The sequence below is a fragment of the Blastomonas sp. SL216 genome (genome assembly GCA_026625625.1).
Lineage (GTDB): Bacteria > Pseudomonadota > Alphaproteobacteria > Sphingomonadales > Sphingomonadaceae > Blastomonas.
In genome coordinates this window covers 3,750,977-3,767,233 of sequence record CP113055.1, presented here as the reverse complement: position 1 = coordinate 3,767,233, position 16,257 = coordinate 3,750,977, and the positions used below count along the sequence as shown (strand labels likewise).

The window sequence follows — 16,257 nt, the reverse complement described above, 5'->3', positions numbered from 1 at the left end:
ACCCGACAGAACAGACAGACACGCTCCCAAGAGAGGCTCAATATCCATGATCAAGCCCTTCCGTTCGCTTATCGCCGTATCCTCGCTGGCGCTGGCCGTGGCGCTTTCCCCCGCCCAGGCACAGCAGGCCGCACCGGTCGCCGATCTCGTCAAGACGGTGAACATCCCCTATCAGCAGTTCACGCTGGCCAATGGCCTGACCGTGATCGTGCACGAGGACCGCAAGGCCCCGATCGTCGCGGTTTCGATCTGGTATGATGTCGGTTCCAAGCACGAGCCCAAGGGCAAGACCGGCTATGCGCACCTGTTCGAACACATCATGTTCAACGGTTCGGAAAACGCGACTGGCGACTATTTCGAATATCTGAAGAAGCTGGGCGCGACCGACTATAACGGCACCACCTGGTTTGACCGCACCAACTATTTCCAGACCGTGCCCAAGGCAGGCCTGGAAGGCGCGCTGTTCCTGGAAAGCGACCGCATGGGCCATCTGCTCAACGGCATCACGCAGGAAAAGCTGACCAACCAGATCGGCGTGGTGCAGAATGAAAAGCGCCAGGGCGACAACCAGCCTTATGGCCTGGTCGAATACAAGCAGATCGAGATGCTGACCCCGCCCGAGCATCCCTATGGCCATTCGACCATCGGATCGATGGAGGACTTGCAGGCCGCCTCGCTTGCCGACATGAAGAAGTGGTTCACCGACCATTACGGCCCGAACAACGCGATCCTGGTGCTCGCCGGTGACATCAATGTCGCCGAAGCCAAGCCGCTGGTGGAGAAATATTTCGGCGATATCGCCAAGGGGCCTGAAGTCGCCAAGCTGAACCCGCCGCTGCCGACCCTGGACAAGGAGAAGGTCGCGGAGATGAAGGACAAGGTGCCGACCGCGCGCCTCTATCGCTTCTGGAGCGTGCCGGGCCTCAACGATCCCGATTATGCCGCGCTCGACGTCGCAGCCACGGTGCTGGGCGGGCTTGCCAGTTCGCGGCTCGACAACATCCTGGTCCGTGACGAACAGACCGCCGTCGCGGTCACCGCATCGGCCCAGCCTTTCGTGCATGGCAGCGTGTTCGAAGCCTATGTCGATGTGAAGCCCGGCGCAGATGTTGCCGCCGTGTCCAAGCGGCTCGACGAGATCCTGGCCGATTTCATCGCCAAGGGTCCGACCGCCGACGAGGTGCAGCGCGTCGCCACGCGCGAAGCTGCGCAGCGCATCAACGGCCTGGAACAGGTTGGCGGCTTTTCCGGCAAGGCGGTGACGCTGGCGGAAGGTGCGCTCTATTCCGACGATCCGGCCTTCTACAAGAAGCAGCTCGACATGCTGGCCGCGATGACGCCTGCCAAGGTGACCGCTGCGATGCAGAAATGGCTGACGCGTCCCGTCGCCAAGCTGCACGTGCTGCCCGGTGAGCGCGATGCCTATCAGGAAGTCGCAGGCGGCACCGGTCAGGTGACCGGCAGCGGTCCGGCCATGCGTACCGGCGTGCTCGCTGCACCGGCATTCTATTCGAGCATGGCCGAAGATGCGATGGCCGCAGGTGCTGCCAGCAAGCAGCCGCTTGCCGCCGTCGATCGTTCGACCTTCCCCGAAGCCGGCGCAGTGCCCGATCTCGACTTCCCCGATGTCGAGGAAGCGACGCTGTCGAACGGCATCAAGGTGCGCTTTGCCAAGCGGACCGCGGTTCCGGTGGTGCGCGTCGCGGTCAGCTTTGATGCCGGCTATGCCAGCGATCCCAAGGACGCGCTCGGCACCAACAGCCTGATGATCGCGCTGCTGCAGGAAGGCACGCAGAAGCTCAATTCGGTGCAGCTCGCCGAAGCGCAGGAGCGTCTGGGCACCAGTGTCAGCGCGTCGTCCGATCTCGACCGCACCATCGTCTCGATGAGCGCGATGAAGCCGAACCTCGGCGCATCGCTCGACCTGCTGGCCGATGTCATCCGCGCCCCCGCCTTTGATGCCAAGGAGCTGGAGCGCGTGCGCGTGCAGCAGCTTACCCGCATCCAGGCCGAGTTCACCCAGCCCCAGGGCATCGCGCTGCGCAACCTGCCGCCGCTGCTCTACGGACCGGCGCACCCCTATGGCGTGCCGCTGACCGGCACCGGTGATCCGGCCGTGGTCGCCAAGCTCAGCCGCGACCAGATCGCTGCCTATCACAGCCAGTGGATGCGGCCCGAGCGCGCCTCGATCTTCGTCGTCGGCGACACCAGCCTGAAGGACATCATGCCGATGCTGGAGGAGCGTTTCGGCAAATGGCCGTCGAACCGCATGGCGCTGATGGAAAAGGATTTCAGCGCGGCGATTCCCCAGGGCCAGGGTCGCATCATCCTGATCGACCGACCCAACTCGCCGCAGTCGCTGATCCTGGCGGGTCAGGTGCTGAAGGCCAAGGGCACCGACAATCTGCTGGCGCTGGAAACCGCCAACGACATCCTTGGCGGCGATTTCCTCTCGCGCATCAACATGGACCTGCGCGAGACCAAGGGCTGGTCCTACGGCACCCGCACGCTGATCCAGCGGCCCAAGAACGACGTGCCGTTCCTGGCCTTTGCACCGGTGCAGACCAACCAGACCGGCCCCTCGGTCGCCGCGATCATCCAGCAGATGGACGATTTCATCGGCACCAAGGGCGTGACGCCGGAAGAGCTGGACCGCACTGTCAAGGGCAACAGCCTGGAGCTGGCGGGCACCTATGAGCGCTCTGCCGCGGTGCTGTCGCAGATGCAGTCGGACGCGCTTTATGGCCGCCCGACCAACTATGCCGAAAGCCTGGCCGCGCAATATCGCAGCATGGATGCCGAGAAGCTCAACGGGGCGATGCGCAGCGCGCTCAACCCCAAGACGCTGACCTGGGTCATCGTCGGCGATGCCGCCAAGGTTGAAGAGCAGCTCAAGCCTTTGGGCATGCCCATCGAGGTTCGCCGTGCGGCACCTGCCGCCGGAGACAAATAAGTCCGTTAACGTTCAACCCACCACCAAAGAGAGGACGAATAATATGTCAGTTGCTGGACAATATGATTGCGTGACCAAGTCGCCGATGGGCGACCAGAAGTCGGTGCTGACCGTCACGGTCGATGGCGACAGCTGGACCGGATCGAACGCCGGCCAGATGGGCTCGCTCGACATCACCGACGGCAAGGTCGACGGCAACACGCTGACCTGGACGATGGACATGAAGGTGCCGATGCCGATGAAGCTGGAAGGCACCGCCACCGTCGATGGCGACACCATCACCGGCCAGATCAAGGCAGGCGCCTTCGGCACCATGGCGATGAGCGGCACCCGCAAGGCGTAAGCTTATGCTGAACAATAAAAACCCTCCCTGTGCATGCGCAGGGAGGGTTTTTATTTGGCCCGGAGCTCCGGATCGTTCGGATCGGGGGTTTCCACCGATGACACATGGTTGAGCGCGATCACCCAGCGCCCTTCCACTTTGCGCATCAACCGGGTGTTGATGCCATATTGCGGGCTTTCTGCCCGGTCGAGATGATAGCGGCTGATCAGCTGCGCAGCATCGTCGGCCAGCATTTCCACCTTGATATCGTAGAAATGCAGGGTGCCGCGCTTTTCCGGTGCGCCGCCATAATCGCGGACATAATGGTCGAGCGTGCCCTGCCACCCCTGCTGGAACCGCCCGCGCGAGACAAACACCACGCCGGGATTGAGGAAGCCGCGCATATAGCCTTCAAAATCCCCGCGATTCCAGGCCGCCTCCATATCGGCGATGACGGCGCGGATTTCCGCTTCGGGTGCCGGCGTCTCGGCATGCACGGGCGCGGCGGCCAAGCAGAGCGCAAATGCCGCGAATAACGAAAATCGCCCTCCCCCGTCATTCCCGCGAACGCGGGAATCCCGCTTGTGCGCGAAACTTAGAACCGGAAGCGGGACCCCCGCCTTCGCGGGGGTGACGGAATTGGGGAGAGCGCGGAAACTCACTTGCCCGCCTTGGCGAGCTTTGCCTTTTCCGCAGCGATGAACTCTTCCATCTTCTGCTCCATCACGGGCAGCGGCACCGAACCCAGCATCAGGAAGGTGTCGTGGAACGGCCGCTGGTCGAAGGCCGATCCCAGCTCGGCTTCGGCCTTGGCGCGCATCTTGCGCAAGCTCAGTTCACCCAGCTTGTACGCCAGCGCTTGGGCGGGCCAGGAGATATAGCGGTCCACCTCGGTCTCGATATCGCGCGGGGCCAGTGCGGTATGGCTGGCGAGATAATCGATCGCCTGTTGCCGGGTCCAGCCCTTGGTATGGATGCCGGTATCGATCACCAGCCGCACCGCGCGCCACATTTCGAAGGTCTGGCGGCCGAATTCCTCATAGGGGGTTTCGTAGATGCCGATCTTGGAGCCCAGCCATTCGGTGTACAGCCCCCAGCCCTCGCCATAGCCGGAGAAATAGGTCTGGCGGCGGAATTCGGGCCGGTCGGGCGCTTCCAGCGCGACCGCCGCCTGAAAGCTGTGCCCCGGATTGCACTCGTGCAGCGCCAGCGCGGGGATATTGTACAGCGGCCTCTGCGGCAGGTCATAGGTGTTGAACAGGCACGCATCGAGCCCGCCGCGCCCCGAGGTGTAGATCGGCGCGATGACATCGGGCACCGGCAGCACGGTGAAGCGATAGCGCGGCAGGAAATTGAACGTGTCTTTCAGCTTCCCGTCCATCTTCTTGACCGTATAGGCCGCCGCCCCCAGCAGCTCGCGCGGGGTCTTGGCATAGAATTGCGGATCGGTGCGCAGGAACGTCAGGAATTCGGGGAACGTGCCCTTGAACCCGGTCTCGCGCATCGTCTTCTGCATATCGGCATCGATCCGCGCGACTTCCTTCAGGCCGATCTCGTGGATCTCCTCCGGCGTCAGGTCGAGCGTGGCGTAGATCCTGATCTGGTCCTGATAGAAGCGTTTGCCATCGGGCAGCGCATAGGCGTCGATCCGCGTGCGCGCCTTGGGCATGTATTCAGCCCGCATGAAGCTGAGCAGCCTGGCATAAGCCGGCACCACCGAAGTCTCGATCGCCTTGAGCGCCTCGGCGCGCAGCGCGGCCTGTTCGGCGGGCGATATGCTCTGCGGCATTACGCGGAACGCGTCGTAGAACGGATTGGCCTCGCCCGCGACCGTATAGGCCTCGATCGTCTTGTCGCGCCCCTCGATGCCGACGCGCGGCACGGTATAGCCGCGTGCCAGCCCGGCGCGCATGTTGACGATATTCTCGTCGAAGAAGCGCGGAATATCCCGCATCCGCCCCAGATAGCGCTTGTAGCCGGTGACATTGCCAAAGCCCTGGCGCGGGTTCAGCCCACCCCAGAAAAAGGTGTCGCTGTTGAACGGCGCTTCATAGGTCTTGTATTCGAGGCTGTTGGCATTTTCCCAGACCGACTGGCGGAACACGGCGGCGTTGACCTGCTCCTCGGGCGAGAGCTGGTCCATCGGGATGGCATCCAGCTGTTTCAGCACGTCCTTCCAATAGGCCAGCCGCCGCGCCTGTGCCTCTGCTGTCTCGTCCGAGAAACGATCGCCCTGCACCCAGCGGCCGCCCTCCTTGACCTGCGCATATTCCTTCTGCCGCCAGTCCCATTCGGCATCATAGAGCGCGCGCAGCCTGGCATCCATTGGGCCTGCGGAGGGCTTGGCGGCGGGGGCGACGGGTGCGGCATCCTGCGCCATGGCGGGGACGCTTGCCGCGCCGAACAGCAACGATGCGAGGAAAACGGTTGCGCGCATGAATTGGCCCCCTTGGACAGCCGGACTGGAATGCACGGCATTAGACTTTGGGCGGTCCGGCAGGTCAAGTTGTCAGTATACGAAATGCGGCAGGCGATTGAAATTCATGGCCATTGCCGTTCTCCGGCGAAAGCCGGAGTCCAGAGCGATGCAGCACGATCTGACTCCTGGGCTCCGGCTTTCGCCGGAGAACGGTCAGGCATCCCGCTTCTTCAAAAGGGCCGATCGCAAACACCGGCAGACGACCTCATCGCGCTGGTTGATCAGTTCGTGCGTGAAGGTGACGATCCCCGCATTGGGCCGCGATTTCGATTCTTTCAGCTCGGTCACCTCGCTGGTCGCGCGCATCGTGTCGCCGATGAACACCGGCTTGGGCATGACCAGCTTGTCATAGCCCAGGTTCGCCACCAGCGTGCCAAGCGTCGTGTCGCCCACCGACAGCCCGACCATCAGGCTGAAGGTGAAGGTGCCGTTGACGAGGATCTGCCCGAACTCGCTCGCCTTCGCCGCCTCGACATCAAGGTGCAGCGGCTGCGGATTGTGCGTCATCGTGCTGAACAGCAGATTGTCGGTCTCGGTCACCGTGCGGCGAATCTCATGCTCGATCCGGTCGCCGATGTTCCACTCGTCGAAATATCGTCCTGCCATCGTGTTGTCCCTAAATACCCCTCTCCCTCGATGGGAAAGGGCTGCGCCACCTTACCCCTCTCCCCTCCGAGGGAGAGGGTTGCGAAGACTTATGAGCGAAGCGAATTAGTCGAAGCTGGGAGAGGGGGCAGCAACGTTGACGTTCGTGCGCCCCGCCCCATCACCCTCATCCAACTGCGGCTAGCTGACTGCGTCAGCAAGGCTTCGTATCCTTCTCCCATCAAGGGAGAAGGCATTTCTGCATCATTCCGCCGCCTCGATCCGCACCAGCAGCGCCTCGACCTGCACCTGCGCGCCCTCGCTGGCGTTCAGCTCCGCCACCACGCCATCGAACGGCGCGACGAGCGAATGCTCCATCTTCATCGCCTCGAGCGTCAGCAATTTCTGCCCCTTGGTCACCGCCTGACCTGCCGCCACATCCACCGCGATCACCTTGCCCGGCATGGGGGAGAGGATGGAGCCGGAAGAGGCGGCGCCTGCCCCTGCCCCAACTGTAGAGCGCTGCGAGAAGAAATAGCTTTCTCCTTGATCGGTGACGATCACCAGATCACCTTTAAGATTAGATGATAAACCTGTGCTCGTATCCGCGTTCTTCGCGAGGCAATCGTATCGGACACCATCTTCATAAAAGGAGAGCGTGTTTTGGGCTGGAGCGTTCAGCCGGAAACCAAAGTTTTCCTCATTATGGGTTGAATCGACGAAGTTGTACCACTCAAGCTGCTCCTGGCGAAAACGCCTTCCGGCTGTCTGAAGCACCAGATCGTTTGGTACAGGGCGTGCCGCCAGTTCTTCGCCACATCGCCCGATCAAACCTGTGTCAATCTCTCCTGATGCAAAAGCATCGAGAGCCAAACATCGGAACAGAAAGCCTTTGTTGGTTCGCAGCCTTCCAACATATCCGCTATTCAGTGTATCCATCAATGACTGACGGGCTTCTTCGCGGGTGTCGCCCCTGGCAATGAGCTTAGCAATCATCGGGTCATAGAAGGTGCTGACCCGATCGCCCTCAACCACTGCACTGTCTATTCGGGCATCGTAATCAAACAAAAGGTGCTCAACCAAACCAGGGCTCGGCAAGAACCCCTTCGCCGGATCCTCCGCATACAACCGCGCTTCCATCGCCCAACCGTTGATGCTGAGCTCCTCCTGCTTGAGCGGGATCGGCTCGCCGCTCGCCACGCGCAGCTGCCATTCGACCAGATCGACCCCGGTAATCTCCTCGGTCACCGGATGCTCGACCTGCAACCGCGTGTTCATTTCCATGAACCAGATGCGGTCCGCGCGCAGGCCTTCCGAGCCGTCAGCGATGAACTCGATGGTGCCTGCGCCCTGATAATCCACCGCCTTGGCCGCGCGCACCGCAGCCCCGCACACCGCCTCGCGCGTCGCTTCGTCCATGCCGGGCGCGGGCGCTTCCTCGATCACCTTCTGGTGGCGGCGTTGCAGCGAGCAATCGCGCTCGAACAGGTGCACGACATTGCCAAGGGCATCGCCGAACACCTGCACCTCGATATGGCGCGGGCTTTCGATCCACTTTTCGAGCAGCACGACATCATTGCCAAAGCTCGCCGCCGCCTCGCGCTTGCAGCTGATGAGCGCATCGGCAAAATCCGCCGCCGCATCGACCTTGCGCATCCCCTTGCCGCCGCCGCCCGCGACCGCCTTGATCAGCACCGGATAGCCGATAGTGGCAGCCTGCTCGGCGAGGAAATCGGGGTCCTGATTGTCCCCCAGATAGCCCGGCGTGGTGGGCACGCCCGCCGCGTCCATCAGCTTCTTCGCCGCGTCCTTGAGGCCCATGGCGCGGATCGAATCCGGCTTGGGGCCCACCCAGATCAGCCCGGCATCAATCACGGCCTCAGCGAATTCGGCGTTTTCGGACAGGAACCCATAGCCCGGATGGATCGCCTCCGCGCCGGTCGCCTTGGCCGCGGCGATGATCTTTTCGCCCACCAGATAGCTCTCGCGCGACGGCGACGGCCCGATATGCACCGCCTCATCGGCAGAGCGCACATGCAGCGCCTTGGCGTCGGCGTCGGAGTAGACCGCAACCGTGCGGATACCCATGGCCCGCGCGGTGCGGATGATCCGGCAGGCAATTTCGCCCCGGTTGGCGATGAGGAGGGAGCTGATCATGCGGCGTCTCTTTCTTCGTCACCCTGAACTTGTTTCAGGGCCCATTTCGCGGCATTTTTCGAACGATGATCGACCGCCAGCCGTGCGTCTATATCCTTGCCAGCGCCGCTTATGGTACGCTGTACATCGGCGTCACTTCCGACCTGATTGCGCGCCTTGGCGAGCATCGCAGCGGAACTATCAAAGGCTTCACGTCGCAATATCAGGTCTATCGTCTGATGCGTTACGAGCCGTTCGACACCATGGAAGGCGCGATCGAGCGGGAAAAGCAGCTCAAGCGCTGGCACCGGCAATGGAAGATCAACCTGATCGAGAGCAACAACCCGCATTGGGTGGACCTGGCGGTTCCGCTTGGCTTCGATCCCGTCCCAGCGCGCGGCAGGCGCAATGGGCCCTGAAACAAGTTCAGGGTGACGGGGTTGGGTGTTGCCCCCCCTCACATCCGGAACACCCCGAACCGGGGTGCCTCCTCCACCGGCGCATTGAGACATGCCGCGAAGGCCAGGCCCAGCACGTCGCGCGTCTGCGCGGGGTCGATGATGCCATCGTCCCACAGCCGCGACGTCGCGTAATAGGGGTTGCCCTCGTCCTCGTATTTCTGGCGGATCGGGGCCTTGAAGGCTTCGGCCTCGCGCTCGTCCCATTTGTCGGCGTCGCGGTGGACCGTCGCCAGCACCGATGCCGCCTGCTCGCCGCCCATCACGCTGATACGGCTGTTCGGCCAGCTGAACAGGAAGCGGGGCGCATAGGCCCGCCCACACATGCCGTAATTGCCCGCACCGAAGCTGCCGCCGATCAGCACGGTGACCTTGGGCACGCTCGCCGTCGCCACCGCCGTCACCAGCTTGGCGCCATGCTTGGCGATGCCCTCCGCCTCATACTTGCCGCCGACCATGAAGCCGCTGATATTCTGCAGGAAAAGCAGCGGGATGCGCCGCTGGCAGGCGAGCTCGATGAAATGCGCGCCCTTGACCGCGCTCTCGCTGAACAGCACGCCATTGTTCGCCAGGATCGCAACCGGCATCCCCCAGATACGCGCGAAACCGCACACCAATGAGCTGCCGTACAGCGCCTTGAACTCGTGAAACTCGCTGCCATCGACCAGCCGCGCGATCACCTCGTGCACGTCATAGGGCGCGCGGACATCCGACGGGATGATGCCGTACAGCTCTTCCGCGTCGAATTTCGGCGGGCGCGGATCGCGCAGGTCGATGTTCGGCTTGGGGATCGGCCCGAGGTGCGAGACGATATCGCGCACGATGGTCAGCGCGTGCTCGTCATTCTCCGCGACATGATCGACCACGCCGGATTTCCGCCCATGCAGATCGCCGCCGCCCAGATCCTCGGCGCTGATCTCCTCGCCGGTTGCCGCTTTCACCAGCGGCGGGCCTGCGAGGAAGATCGTGCCCTGGTTGCGCACGATCACCGTCTCGTCCGACATGGCGGGGACATAGGCGCCACCCGCGGTGCAACTGCCCATCACACAGGCGATCTGCGGAATGCCCTTGGCGCTCATGTTCGCCTGGTTGAAGAAGATGCGGCCGAAATGCTCGCGATCGGGAAAGACCTCGGCCTGGTGCGGCAGGTTCGCGCCGCCGCTGTCGACAAGGTAGATGCACGGCAGCCGGTTGGCCTCGGCAATCTCCTGCGCGCGCAAGTGCTTCTTCACCGTCATCGGATAATAGGTGCCGCCCTTTACCGTGGCGTCGTTGCACACGATCATGCACTGGCGGCCCGAGACTCGGCCGATGCCCGCGATCATCCCCGCGCCGGGGATTTCGCCATCGTACAGGTCGTTGGCCGCAAGCTGGCCGATCTCGAGGAACGGCGATCCCGGATCGAGCAGCCGTTCGACACGATCGCGCGGCAGCAGCTTGCCCCGCGACGTATGCCGCTCACGCGACTTGGCATTGCCGCCCAGCGCCGCCTCGGCGACCTTGGCCCAAAGCTCATCGCGCAGCGCGACATTATGGGCATGCGTGGCGCGGAAGCTGTCCGAGCCGGTGTCGATCTTGGTGTCGAGCGTGGGCGCGGTCATCACCGCGTTCCGATCAGTTCGCGCGCGATCAGGAAGCGGCGGATCTCGTTGGTGCCTGCGCCGATATCGTACAGCTTGGCATCGCGCAGGAAGCGTTCGACCGGCCAGTCGGTGGTGTAGCCCGCCCCGCCCAGCGCCTGGATAGCCTCGAGCGAGCATTTCACCGCATTCTCGCTCGCCAGCAGGATAGCACCCGCAGCATCAAAGCGCGTCGTCTTGCCCGCATCGCACGCCCGCGCCACCGCATAGACATAGGCGCGCGCGCTGTTGAGCGCGACATACATGTCCGCCACCTTGGCCTGCACCATCTGGAACGCCCCGATCGGCTGGCCGAACTGCTTGCGCTCGCGCACATAGGGGAGCACCACGTCGAGGCAGGCCTGCATGATGCCCAGCGGCCCTGCGGCCAGCACCGCGCGCTCGTAATCCAGCCCGCTCATCAGCACCCCGACGCCGCCGTTCAGCGGCCCCATGACATTTTCGTCAGGCACGAAGCAATCGTTGAACACCAGCTCCGCCGTGGGGCTGCCGCGCATCCCCATCTTCTGGATCTTCTGGCCGATGCTGAAACACGGCATGTCCTTTTCGATGATGAACGCGGTGATCCCGCCCGACCCCTCACCCGTCTTGGCATAGACGATCAGCGTCTCAGCATAAGCCGAGTTGGTGATCCAGAACTTGGTGCCGTTGAGCCGGTATCCACCCGAGACCGCGTCGGCCTTGAGCTTCATCGAGACCACGTCCGACCCCGCGCCGACTTCGGACATCGCCAGCGACCCGACATGCTCGCCCGAGATCAGGCCGGGCAGGTATTTCGCCTTCTGCTCGGCATTGCCCCAGCGGCGCAGCTGGTTGACGCACAGGTTGGAGTGCGCGCCATAGCTGAGGCCCAGCGAGGCGCTCGCGCGGCTCACCTCTTCCATCGCTATGACATGTTCCAGATAGCCGAGGCCCAGCCCGCCATCTTCTTCGCTCACCGTGATGCCGTGCAGCCCGAGCTCGCCCATCTGCGGCCACAGATCGATCGGGAACCAGTCCTCGGCATCGATTCTGGCGGCGATCGGCGCGATCTTGTCGGTGGCAAAGCGCCGCGTGGTGTCGCGGATCATCTCGGCGGCTTCGCCCAGGGCGAAGTCGAAATCGGGCATCATGGACATGAAGGCATCCTCTCCTGGAGCTCTTAATCCGCCGGTTCTAGGCCTCCAAGTCAACAAAGGAAAATTGATATTGAAAGGGGTTTATCCTAGACGTCGTCTATGATCGAACGCTATCTGCTGCGCTACTTCCTCGCCGTGGTCGAACATGGCAATTTCACCCGTGCGGCGGAAAGCTGCAACGTCACCCAGCCGACGCTGTCGGTGGGCATCGCGCGGCTGGAGGAGAGCGTGGGGCAACGGCTATTCCACCGCTCCAACCGGCGGGTCGACCTGACACCGACGGGCGCACAGTTCGCCGAACATGCGCGGCGGATCGAGGCGCAGTTCAACCTGGCCGAAGAGGCGATGAAGCAGCACCGGCCCGATGCGATCGTGCGGCTGGGCGTGCTCTCGACGCTGCCCACGGCGATCGTCGCGGCGATGGCCGAGGCGCTGGCCGAGATCGATGGCCTGCGCACCGAGTTCGTCGAGGGCCGCGCGAGCGAGCTGATCGACCGCCTGGACGCGGCGCGGATCGACCTCGCTGTGACGATGGAGCCGCAGGGCCGCCACCGCGCGCAGTTCGAGCCGGTGGCGAGCGAAGGCTATGCGCTCGCCCTGCCCGCCGCGCACCCCCTCGCCCAGCGCCAGAGCATCGCCGCGCAGGAGCTCGCCGACAATGTGATGCTGGTCCGTCGCCATTGCGAATTGCTCGCCGCAACCAGCCAGCACTTCACCGCACGCGGCGTCCGCCCCTTCTTCGCCGCCCGCTCAAGAAGCGACGACCGCATCCTGGCGCTGGTCGCGGCAGGCGTGGGCGTGACGGTGATGCCGGATTGCTTCACCGCGCCGGGCGTGGCGCGCGTGCCGATGGAGGATTTCGCGCATGTACGCACGCTGGGCCTGCTGGTGCGCAAGGAGGGGGCGGTGCCGGAGGCGTGCGTGGAGCGGGTGCGCGGGGTTTTGCGGGGAAGGATTGGTGGGGTTTGGGGGGATGGGGGCTAGGAATTACCTATCGCGCCCCCGAAATTCTCGTCTCCGTCTATGTTACCCTGATACTTGGCTGATGCCTCAGATTTATCAAGGTCAGCATTATCGTTACGATTAAATTTCGTCAAAGACAGATTAAAATCTTTCGAAAGATACTCTTTCAAGTGCTCCCTAAGCAGCTCCATCTTTAGTTTTGTGCGAAGTTGATAAATTTCTTCGTCCTCAATGTCCAGATCGTGCTCAGCAGAGAACGAAACATCTTTAGCAATTATGCTGATTTTTGTTAAATTCAGTTTCTGCTGGTTTATTTTAATAACTTCGCTAAGCAAAAGACGACATAGTTTGTAGCTCGCTGCAATTATTGTACCAGAAATTACGACATATGGTATTCTTGTCAAAAATATTGAATAAATCGATGCCTTAGGCATTTCTTTCAATACTGTTGTCAAGTCTGCCGCACCGGCAACGAGCAAGGCAAACATTGTTATAATTATAGACAATGGAACAAATGACAATCCCGCGTAAAGCCACATCGTTCTCGTACCCTGACCAAAAAATTCCGAGATTTCCGATGGGAACATGTTGACATCTTCTTTTAGCGATTTAAGCTTTGCTTCCCTTTCTGCAATTTCACTATTTATAGTATTTCGCGTAGAAGTAGCCGTTTCGATTTCAGACTCAATTGTTGAAAGATTATTTCTAGAGGATTTAATTGAATTTTCAATGTTCGATTTTTCTAGCTTCAGACTGTTTATTTTTTCGGAAATCCTCGTACTCTCGGATTTTTTTGTAGATATATCTGATTTAATTTTAGCAATTTCATGATTTGAATTCTCGATCAACGACTGAAGGCCGATGTAGCGATCATTTTCCGCTTGAGCATTTTCCAAAGCTGCTTGCGCAGTCGACAATGCAACATCGCGATACGAGTCAATTCTTTCTACTGCACCAATAAAATTATCAACGTCTGAATTAGTGAAGCCGATCAATCTAATTGAATTCAGCCACCTATCGACCAACCAGCTCGAAGGCGGCTTGAAGGAAACTGATTTAATTGCAAAATTAATTGACCTGACTACTAAACCATCTAAAACAGTAGATTTAATAAAAATTTCTTTACCATCAACCGTGATGAATTTAATTTCAAATTCACTTGAATTTGGAAATTCTTTTACCGAGATTTCTAATCTGTTCAAAAATACAAAACTAGAGAATTCAAAGTCGTACCATCGGCTTTGACTTTTTATTGGATCTCCAACCCCTGAATTGGCGACCAAACGTGTTGTCTTATTCCCGGGGCGGAGCAAAAGATCAAAAGGAAGATCATTTGGCAAAGCCACGGCTTCACCCGCAAGACTCTCAAGGGCCCTATTTCCTTTTGTTAAGTTAGTCTGCGGCATGCACGCCCCCCATAGCTTTCCTTATGAACGATGCTGATATCCCTAACAGCAGTCAATGATGAATGTGTGCCGAACACCCTGACTACGAACGTAATTTGATATAATGCAAAATCCCAATTTCCAGCATTGGCTATCAATTTCGTCGGCGGTTAAATCCTTAGACTAACATGCCTGTATCAGAATTTTATTGGGATAGAGTCTTACCGCCCAAACTCCGGCCGCCCCATCGCTCGCCCATACAGCGCGGCGTATCGTTCCAGCATCTTGCGCTCGTCGAACTCGGCCTCGGCCTTCTCCCGGTTCGCTGCACTCAGCGAGTCGCGGGGCCGCTGCCGAGGCGGCGTAGGTCATCGAGTTCCGAGAACATGAAGCTAAATTTGCCCCCCTCAAAACCGCGCCGACACCCCCGCGTACACCTGCACATCAGCCGTCGCCTGATTAAGCCCGAAATTCACGCCGCCGTCGAGTTGCAACTCGTCGCCGAGCAGGTGCGCGATGGCGAGGTCTGCGGAATATTGGCGGACGGTGCCGGAGGGGTCCCAGTTCTGCGAGGTCCACACTTCCGCGGCGAAACTGGTGCGTGTCGTCAGCTGATAGCCCAGGTTGAGCACGGTCTGCAGCTCCAGATGGCGCTCGTCGGGATCGGCCGCGCCCGCGAGCAGGCTGAGCTGCGGGTTCACGGTCAGCGACCAGCGATCGGTCAGCGCATATTGGACCGGCACGCTGATCCCGCCTTCCCATTCGCCATTGCCGATGCCGGTCTTCGCGGTCGGTGCCTTGATATAGGGGATGAGGGCGAGCTCGAACCGCGCGTCCTTCGCCGTGATGCGCTGCTTGTAGCGCAGGAACATGTCGCCGAAGCCGGTATGGCTGGCGGTGCGTCCGGCAACGCGGTTGCGCAGTTCGACCAGCGGAGTGAGCGTGAGCTGCACGTCGCTGCTGTCGCTGAGGCCCAGCTTGATCGTCGGGCTGGCATAGGCGAACACATCGCTGCGCGCGCCGCCCGCATTCAGCCGCGACCAGTTCAGCGCCTCCGCCTCGATCTGCACCACGCCTTTGGGCACGCTGCACGCATTGTTCGCCTTGGTCGGGCGGTCGGTGCAGATCGGGTCATCGCCGATCGTATTCGCTGCCTGAGGTGATAACGGCACGCTCTGCGCCAGGGCTCCGCTGGCCGATACGACCAGGGCCAGCACCGCCGCCACGCGAAATCCTGCAGCAACCTTGCCCATCTTGCCGAGCCCCCTTGCCTGATCGCGACCCTTGCCAGTTTCAGCCGCCATTTCGCCCTCCGCTTAGCCTCGAAAAGTTTCAGGCTCGGTAAACGATGCTGCGGTGCGAGGCACGCAGAACTGTACATCTGGCCAGTTCGTTCCAGCCTCTTACCCCCTTAGTGGTTGGATTGTGACATTTGCATCCCCATTTCGGCCGGCGCTGGAGCCAATGTTGGGATCATCAGGACCACCAGCCTTGGCACCCTATCGGTTAGGAGTTTGCTTCCATGACCCTTCGCGCCTCAGCCGCCCTGTTCGCCGCTATTCTGTCCATCGGGCCATCCGTTGCCCAGGCACAGATGCAGGACCCCGGTGCGGCGCAAATCATGATGGAGGCGAGCGAGTTCAACTACGGCGTGCTCGATTTCGGAGCCTCTGGTTCGCGCATGGTGAAGTTCAGGAATACCGGCAAACGTCCGCTCGTCATCACCTCGATCCAGTCCAGTTGCGGGTGCCTGACGGCAGAAATCCCCAAGGCCCCGCTCGCCCCAGGGGCTACAGGCGAGATCAGGTTCAAATATGATACGAAGCGGCCCGGTGTGTTCCGCAAGACGATGACGATCGCCAGCAATGCGGGGACCGAACCATCGGTGGTCTTCACCGTGAAAGGCGAAATCAGGCCGGATCCAAACCCGCCGGCCAGCGGGTCGATGCCCCCGAAGTGATGGGGCGCCAGGCGAGCGCTCAAGGGTCGCACCCTCCCCTTATGGGGAGGGCGGACCTGGCATCAGCTCTCAGCCCTCGGTCGTGGTGTCCACGATCGGCGCTTCGGGGCCATTCTTCTTGATCGATTCGATCGCGTTCTTGGCCGATGCCTTGCTCGAATAGCCTTCGGTCGAGAACATCACTTCCGAATTGTACTTGAACCGCACGCGAAACTCGCCGGCCTTGTCCTTGTAGATTTCAAAATTGTGCGCCATCGA

General features: G+C 61.0%; 14 protein-coding genes. 5 read left to right on the top strand and 9 right to left on the bottom strand.

The features are described 5' to 3' along the window. Positions 1-46: 46 nt before the first annotated feature. Positions 47-2,953 (top strand): pitrilysin family protein, encoded by a 2,907-nt coding sequence (locus tag OU999_17700; protein WAC23536.1) that lies wholly within the window; start codon positions 47-49, stop codon positions 2,951-2,953. A 43-nt stretch (positions 2,954-2,996) separates the two neighbouring features. Beyond that, complete coding sequence (locus OU999_17695) at positions 2,997-3,296, top strand: hypothetical protein (protein ID WAC23535.1); 300 nt, start codon at positions 2,997-2,999, stop codon at positions 3,294-3,296. 50 nt (positions 3,297-3,346) lie between these two features. On the opposite strand, the gene OU999_17690 is transcribed toward OU999_17695, so the two are convergent. The 4 genes from OU999_17690 to OU999_17675 form a co-directional block, all read right to left on the bottom strand. After that, a complete protein-coding gene (locus tag OU999_17690) occupies positions 3,347-3,787 on the bottom strand; it encodes a nuclear transport factor 2 family protein (protein ID WAC23534.1) in 441 nt (146 codons plus the stop codon). Positions 3,788-3,933: 146 nt separating this feature from the next. Beyond that, on the bottom strand, positions 3,934-5,655 hold the full coding sequence (locus OU999_17685; GenBank protein WAC25472.1) for a DUF885 family protein: 1,722 nt from the start codon (positions 5,653-5,655) through the stop codon (positions 3,934-3,936). 252 nt (positions 5,656-5,907) lie between these two features. After that, positions 5,908-6,360, bottom strand: a complete 453-nt coding sequence (locus OU999_17680) for a MaoC family dehydratase (GenBank protein WAC23533.1) — start codon at positions 6,358-6,360, stop codon at positions 5,908-5,910. Positions 6,361-6,603: 243 nt separating this feature from the next. Further along, entirely contained in the window at positions 6,604-8,496 is a 1,893-nt protein-coding gene (locus OU999_17675) for an acetyl/propionyl/methylcrotonyl-CoA carboxylase subunit alpha (GenBank protein ID WAC23532.1), read from the bottom strand. Between the two features lie 65 nt (positions 8,497-8,561). Here OU999_17675 and OU999_17670 point away from each other — a divergent pair, with 65 nt between their 5' ends. Then, positions 8,562-8,894 (top strand): GIY-YIG nuclease family protein, encoded by a 333-nt coding sequence (locus OU999_17670; protein ID WAC23531.1) that lies wholly within the window; start codon positions 8,562-8,564, stop codon positions 8,892-8,894. Between the two features lie 38 nt (positions 8,895-8,932). On the opposite strand, the gene OU999_17665 is transcribed toward OU999_17670, so the two are convergent. Together OU999_17665 and OU999_17660 are read right to left on the bottom strand one after the other, a co-directional pair. Next, positions 8,933-10,534: a methylcrotonoyl-CoA carboxylase gene (locus OU999_17665; GenBank protein ID WAC23530.1), complete on the bottom strand. Its 1,602-nt coding sequence runs from the start codon at positions 10,532-10,534 to the stop codon at positions 8,933-8,935. Continuing rightward, positions 10,534-11,685, bottom strand: coding sequence for an isovaleryl-CoA dehydrogenase (locus OU999_17660; GenBank protein ID WAC25471.1), 1,152 nt, complete (start codon positions 11,683-11,685; stop codon positions 10,534-10,536). The genes OU999_17665 and OU999_17660 overlap by 1 nt, the downstream gene beginning before the upstream one ends. A gap of 105 nt (positions 11,686-11,790) precedes the next feature. Here OU999_17660 and OU999_17655 point away from each other — a divergent pair, with 105 nt between their 5' ends. Beyond that, the gene (locus tag OU999_17655) at positions 11,791-12,675 is read left to right on the top strand and encodes a LysR family transcriptional regulator (GenBank protein WAC23529.1); all 885 of its coding nucleotides are present in this window, start codon (positions 11,791-11,793) and stop codon (positions 12,673-12,675) included. Here the strand turns inward: OU999_17655 and OU999_17650 are convergent. Together OU999_17650 and OU999_17645 are read right to left on the bottom strand one after the other, a co-directional pair. Further along, entirely contained in the window at positions 12,672-14,060 is a 1,389-nt protein-coding gene (locus OU999_17650; protein WAC23528.1) for a hypothetical protein, read from the bottom strand. The genes OU999_17655 and OU999_17650 overlap by 4 nt on opposite strands. Positions 14,061-14,446: 386 nt before the next feature. Next, complete coding sequence (locus OU999_17645; GenBank protein WAC23527.1) at positions 14,447-15,343, bottom strand: transporter; 897 nt, start codon at positions 15,341-15,343, stop codon at positions 14,447-14,449. 218 nt (positions 15,344-15,561) lie between these two features. Between OU999_17645 and OU999_17640 the strand changes: the two genes are divergently transcribed. Next, positions 15,562-15,999 (top strand): DUF1573 domain-containing protein, encoded by a 438-nt coding sequence (locus tag OU999_17640; protein ID WAC23526.1) that lies wholly within the window; start codon positions 15,562-15,564, stop codon positions 15,997-15,999. 69 nt (positions 16,000-16,068) lie between these two features. Here OU999_17640 and OU999_17635 read toward each other — a convergent pair whose 3' ends face one another. After that, the gene (locus OU999_17635) at positions 16,069-16,254 is read right to left on the bottom strand and encodes a YegP family protein (GenBank protein WAC23525.1); all 186 of its coding nucleotides are present in this window, start codon (positions 16,252-16,254) and stop codon (positions 16,069-16,071) included. Positions 16,255-16,257 lie beyond the last annotated feature (3 nt).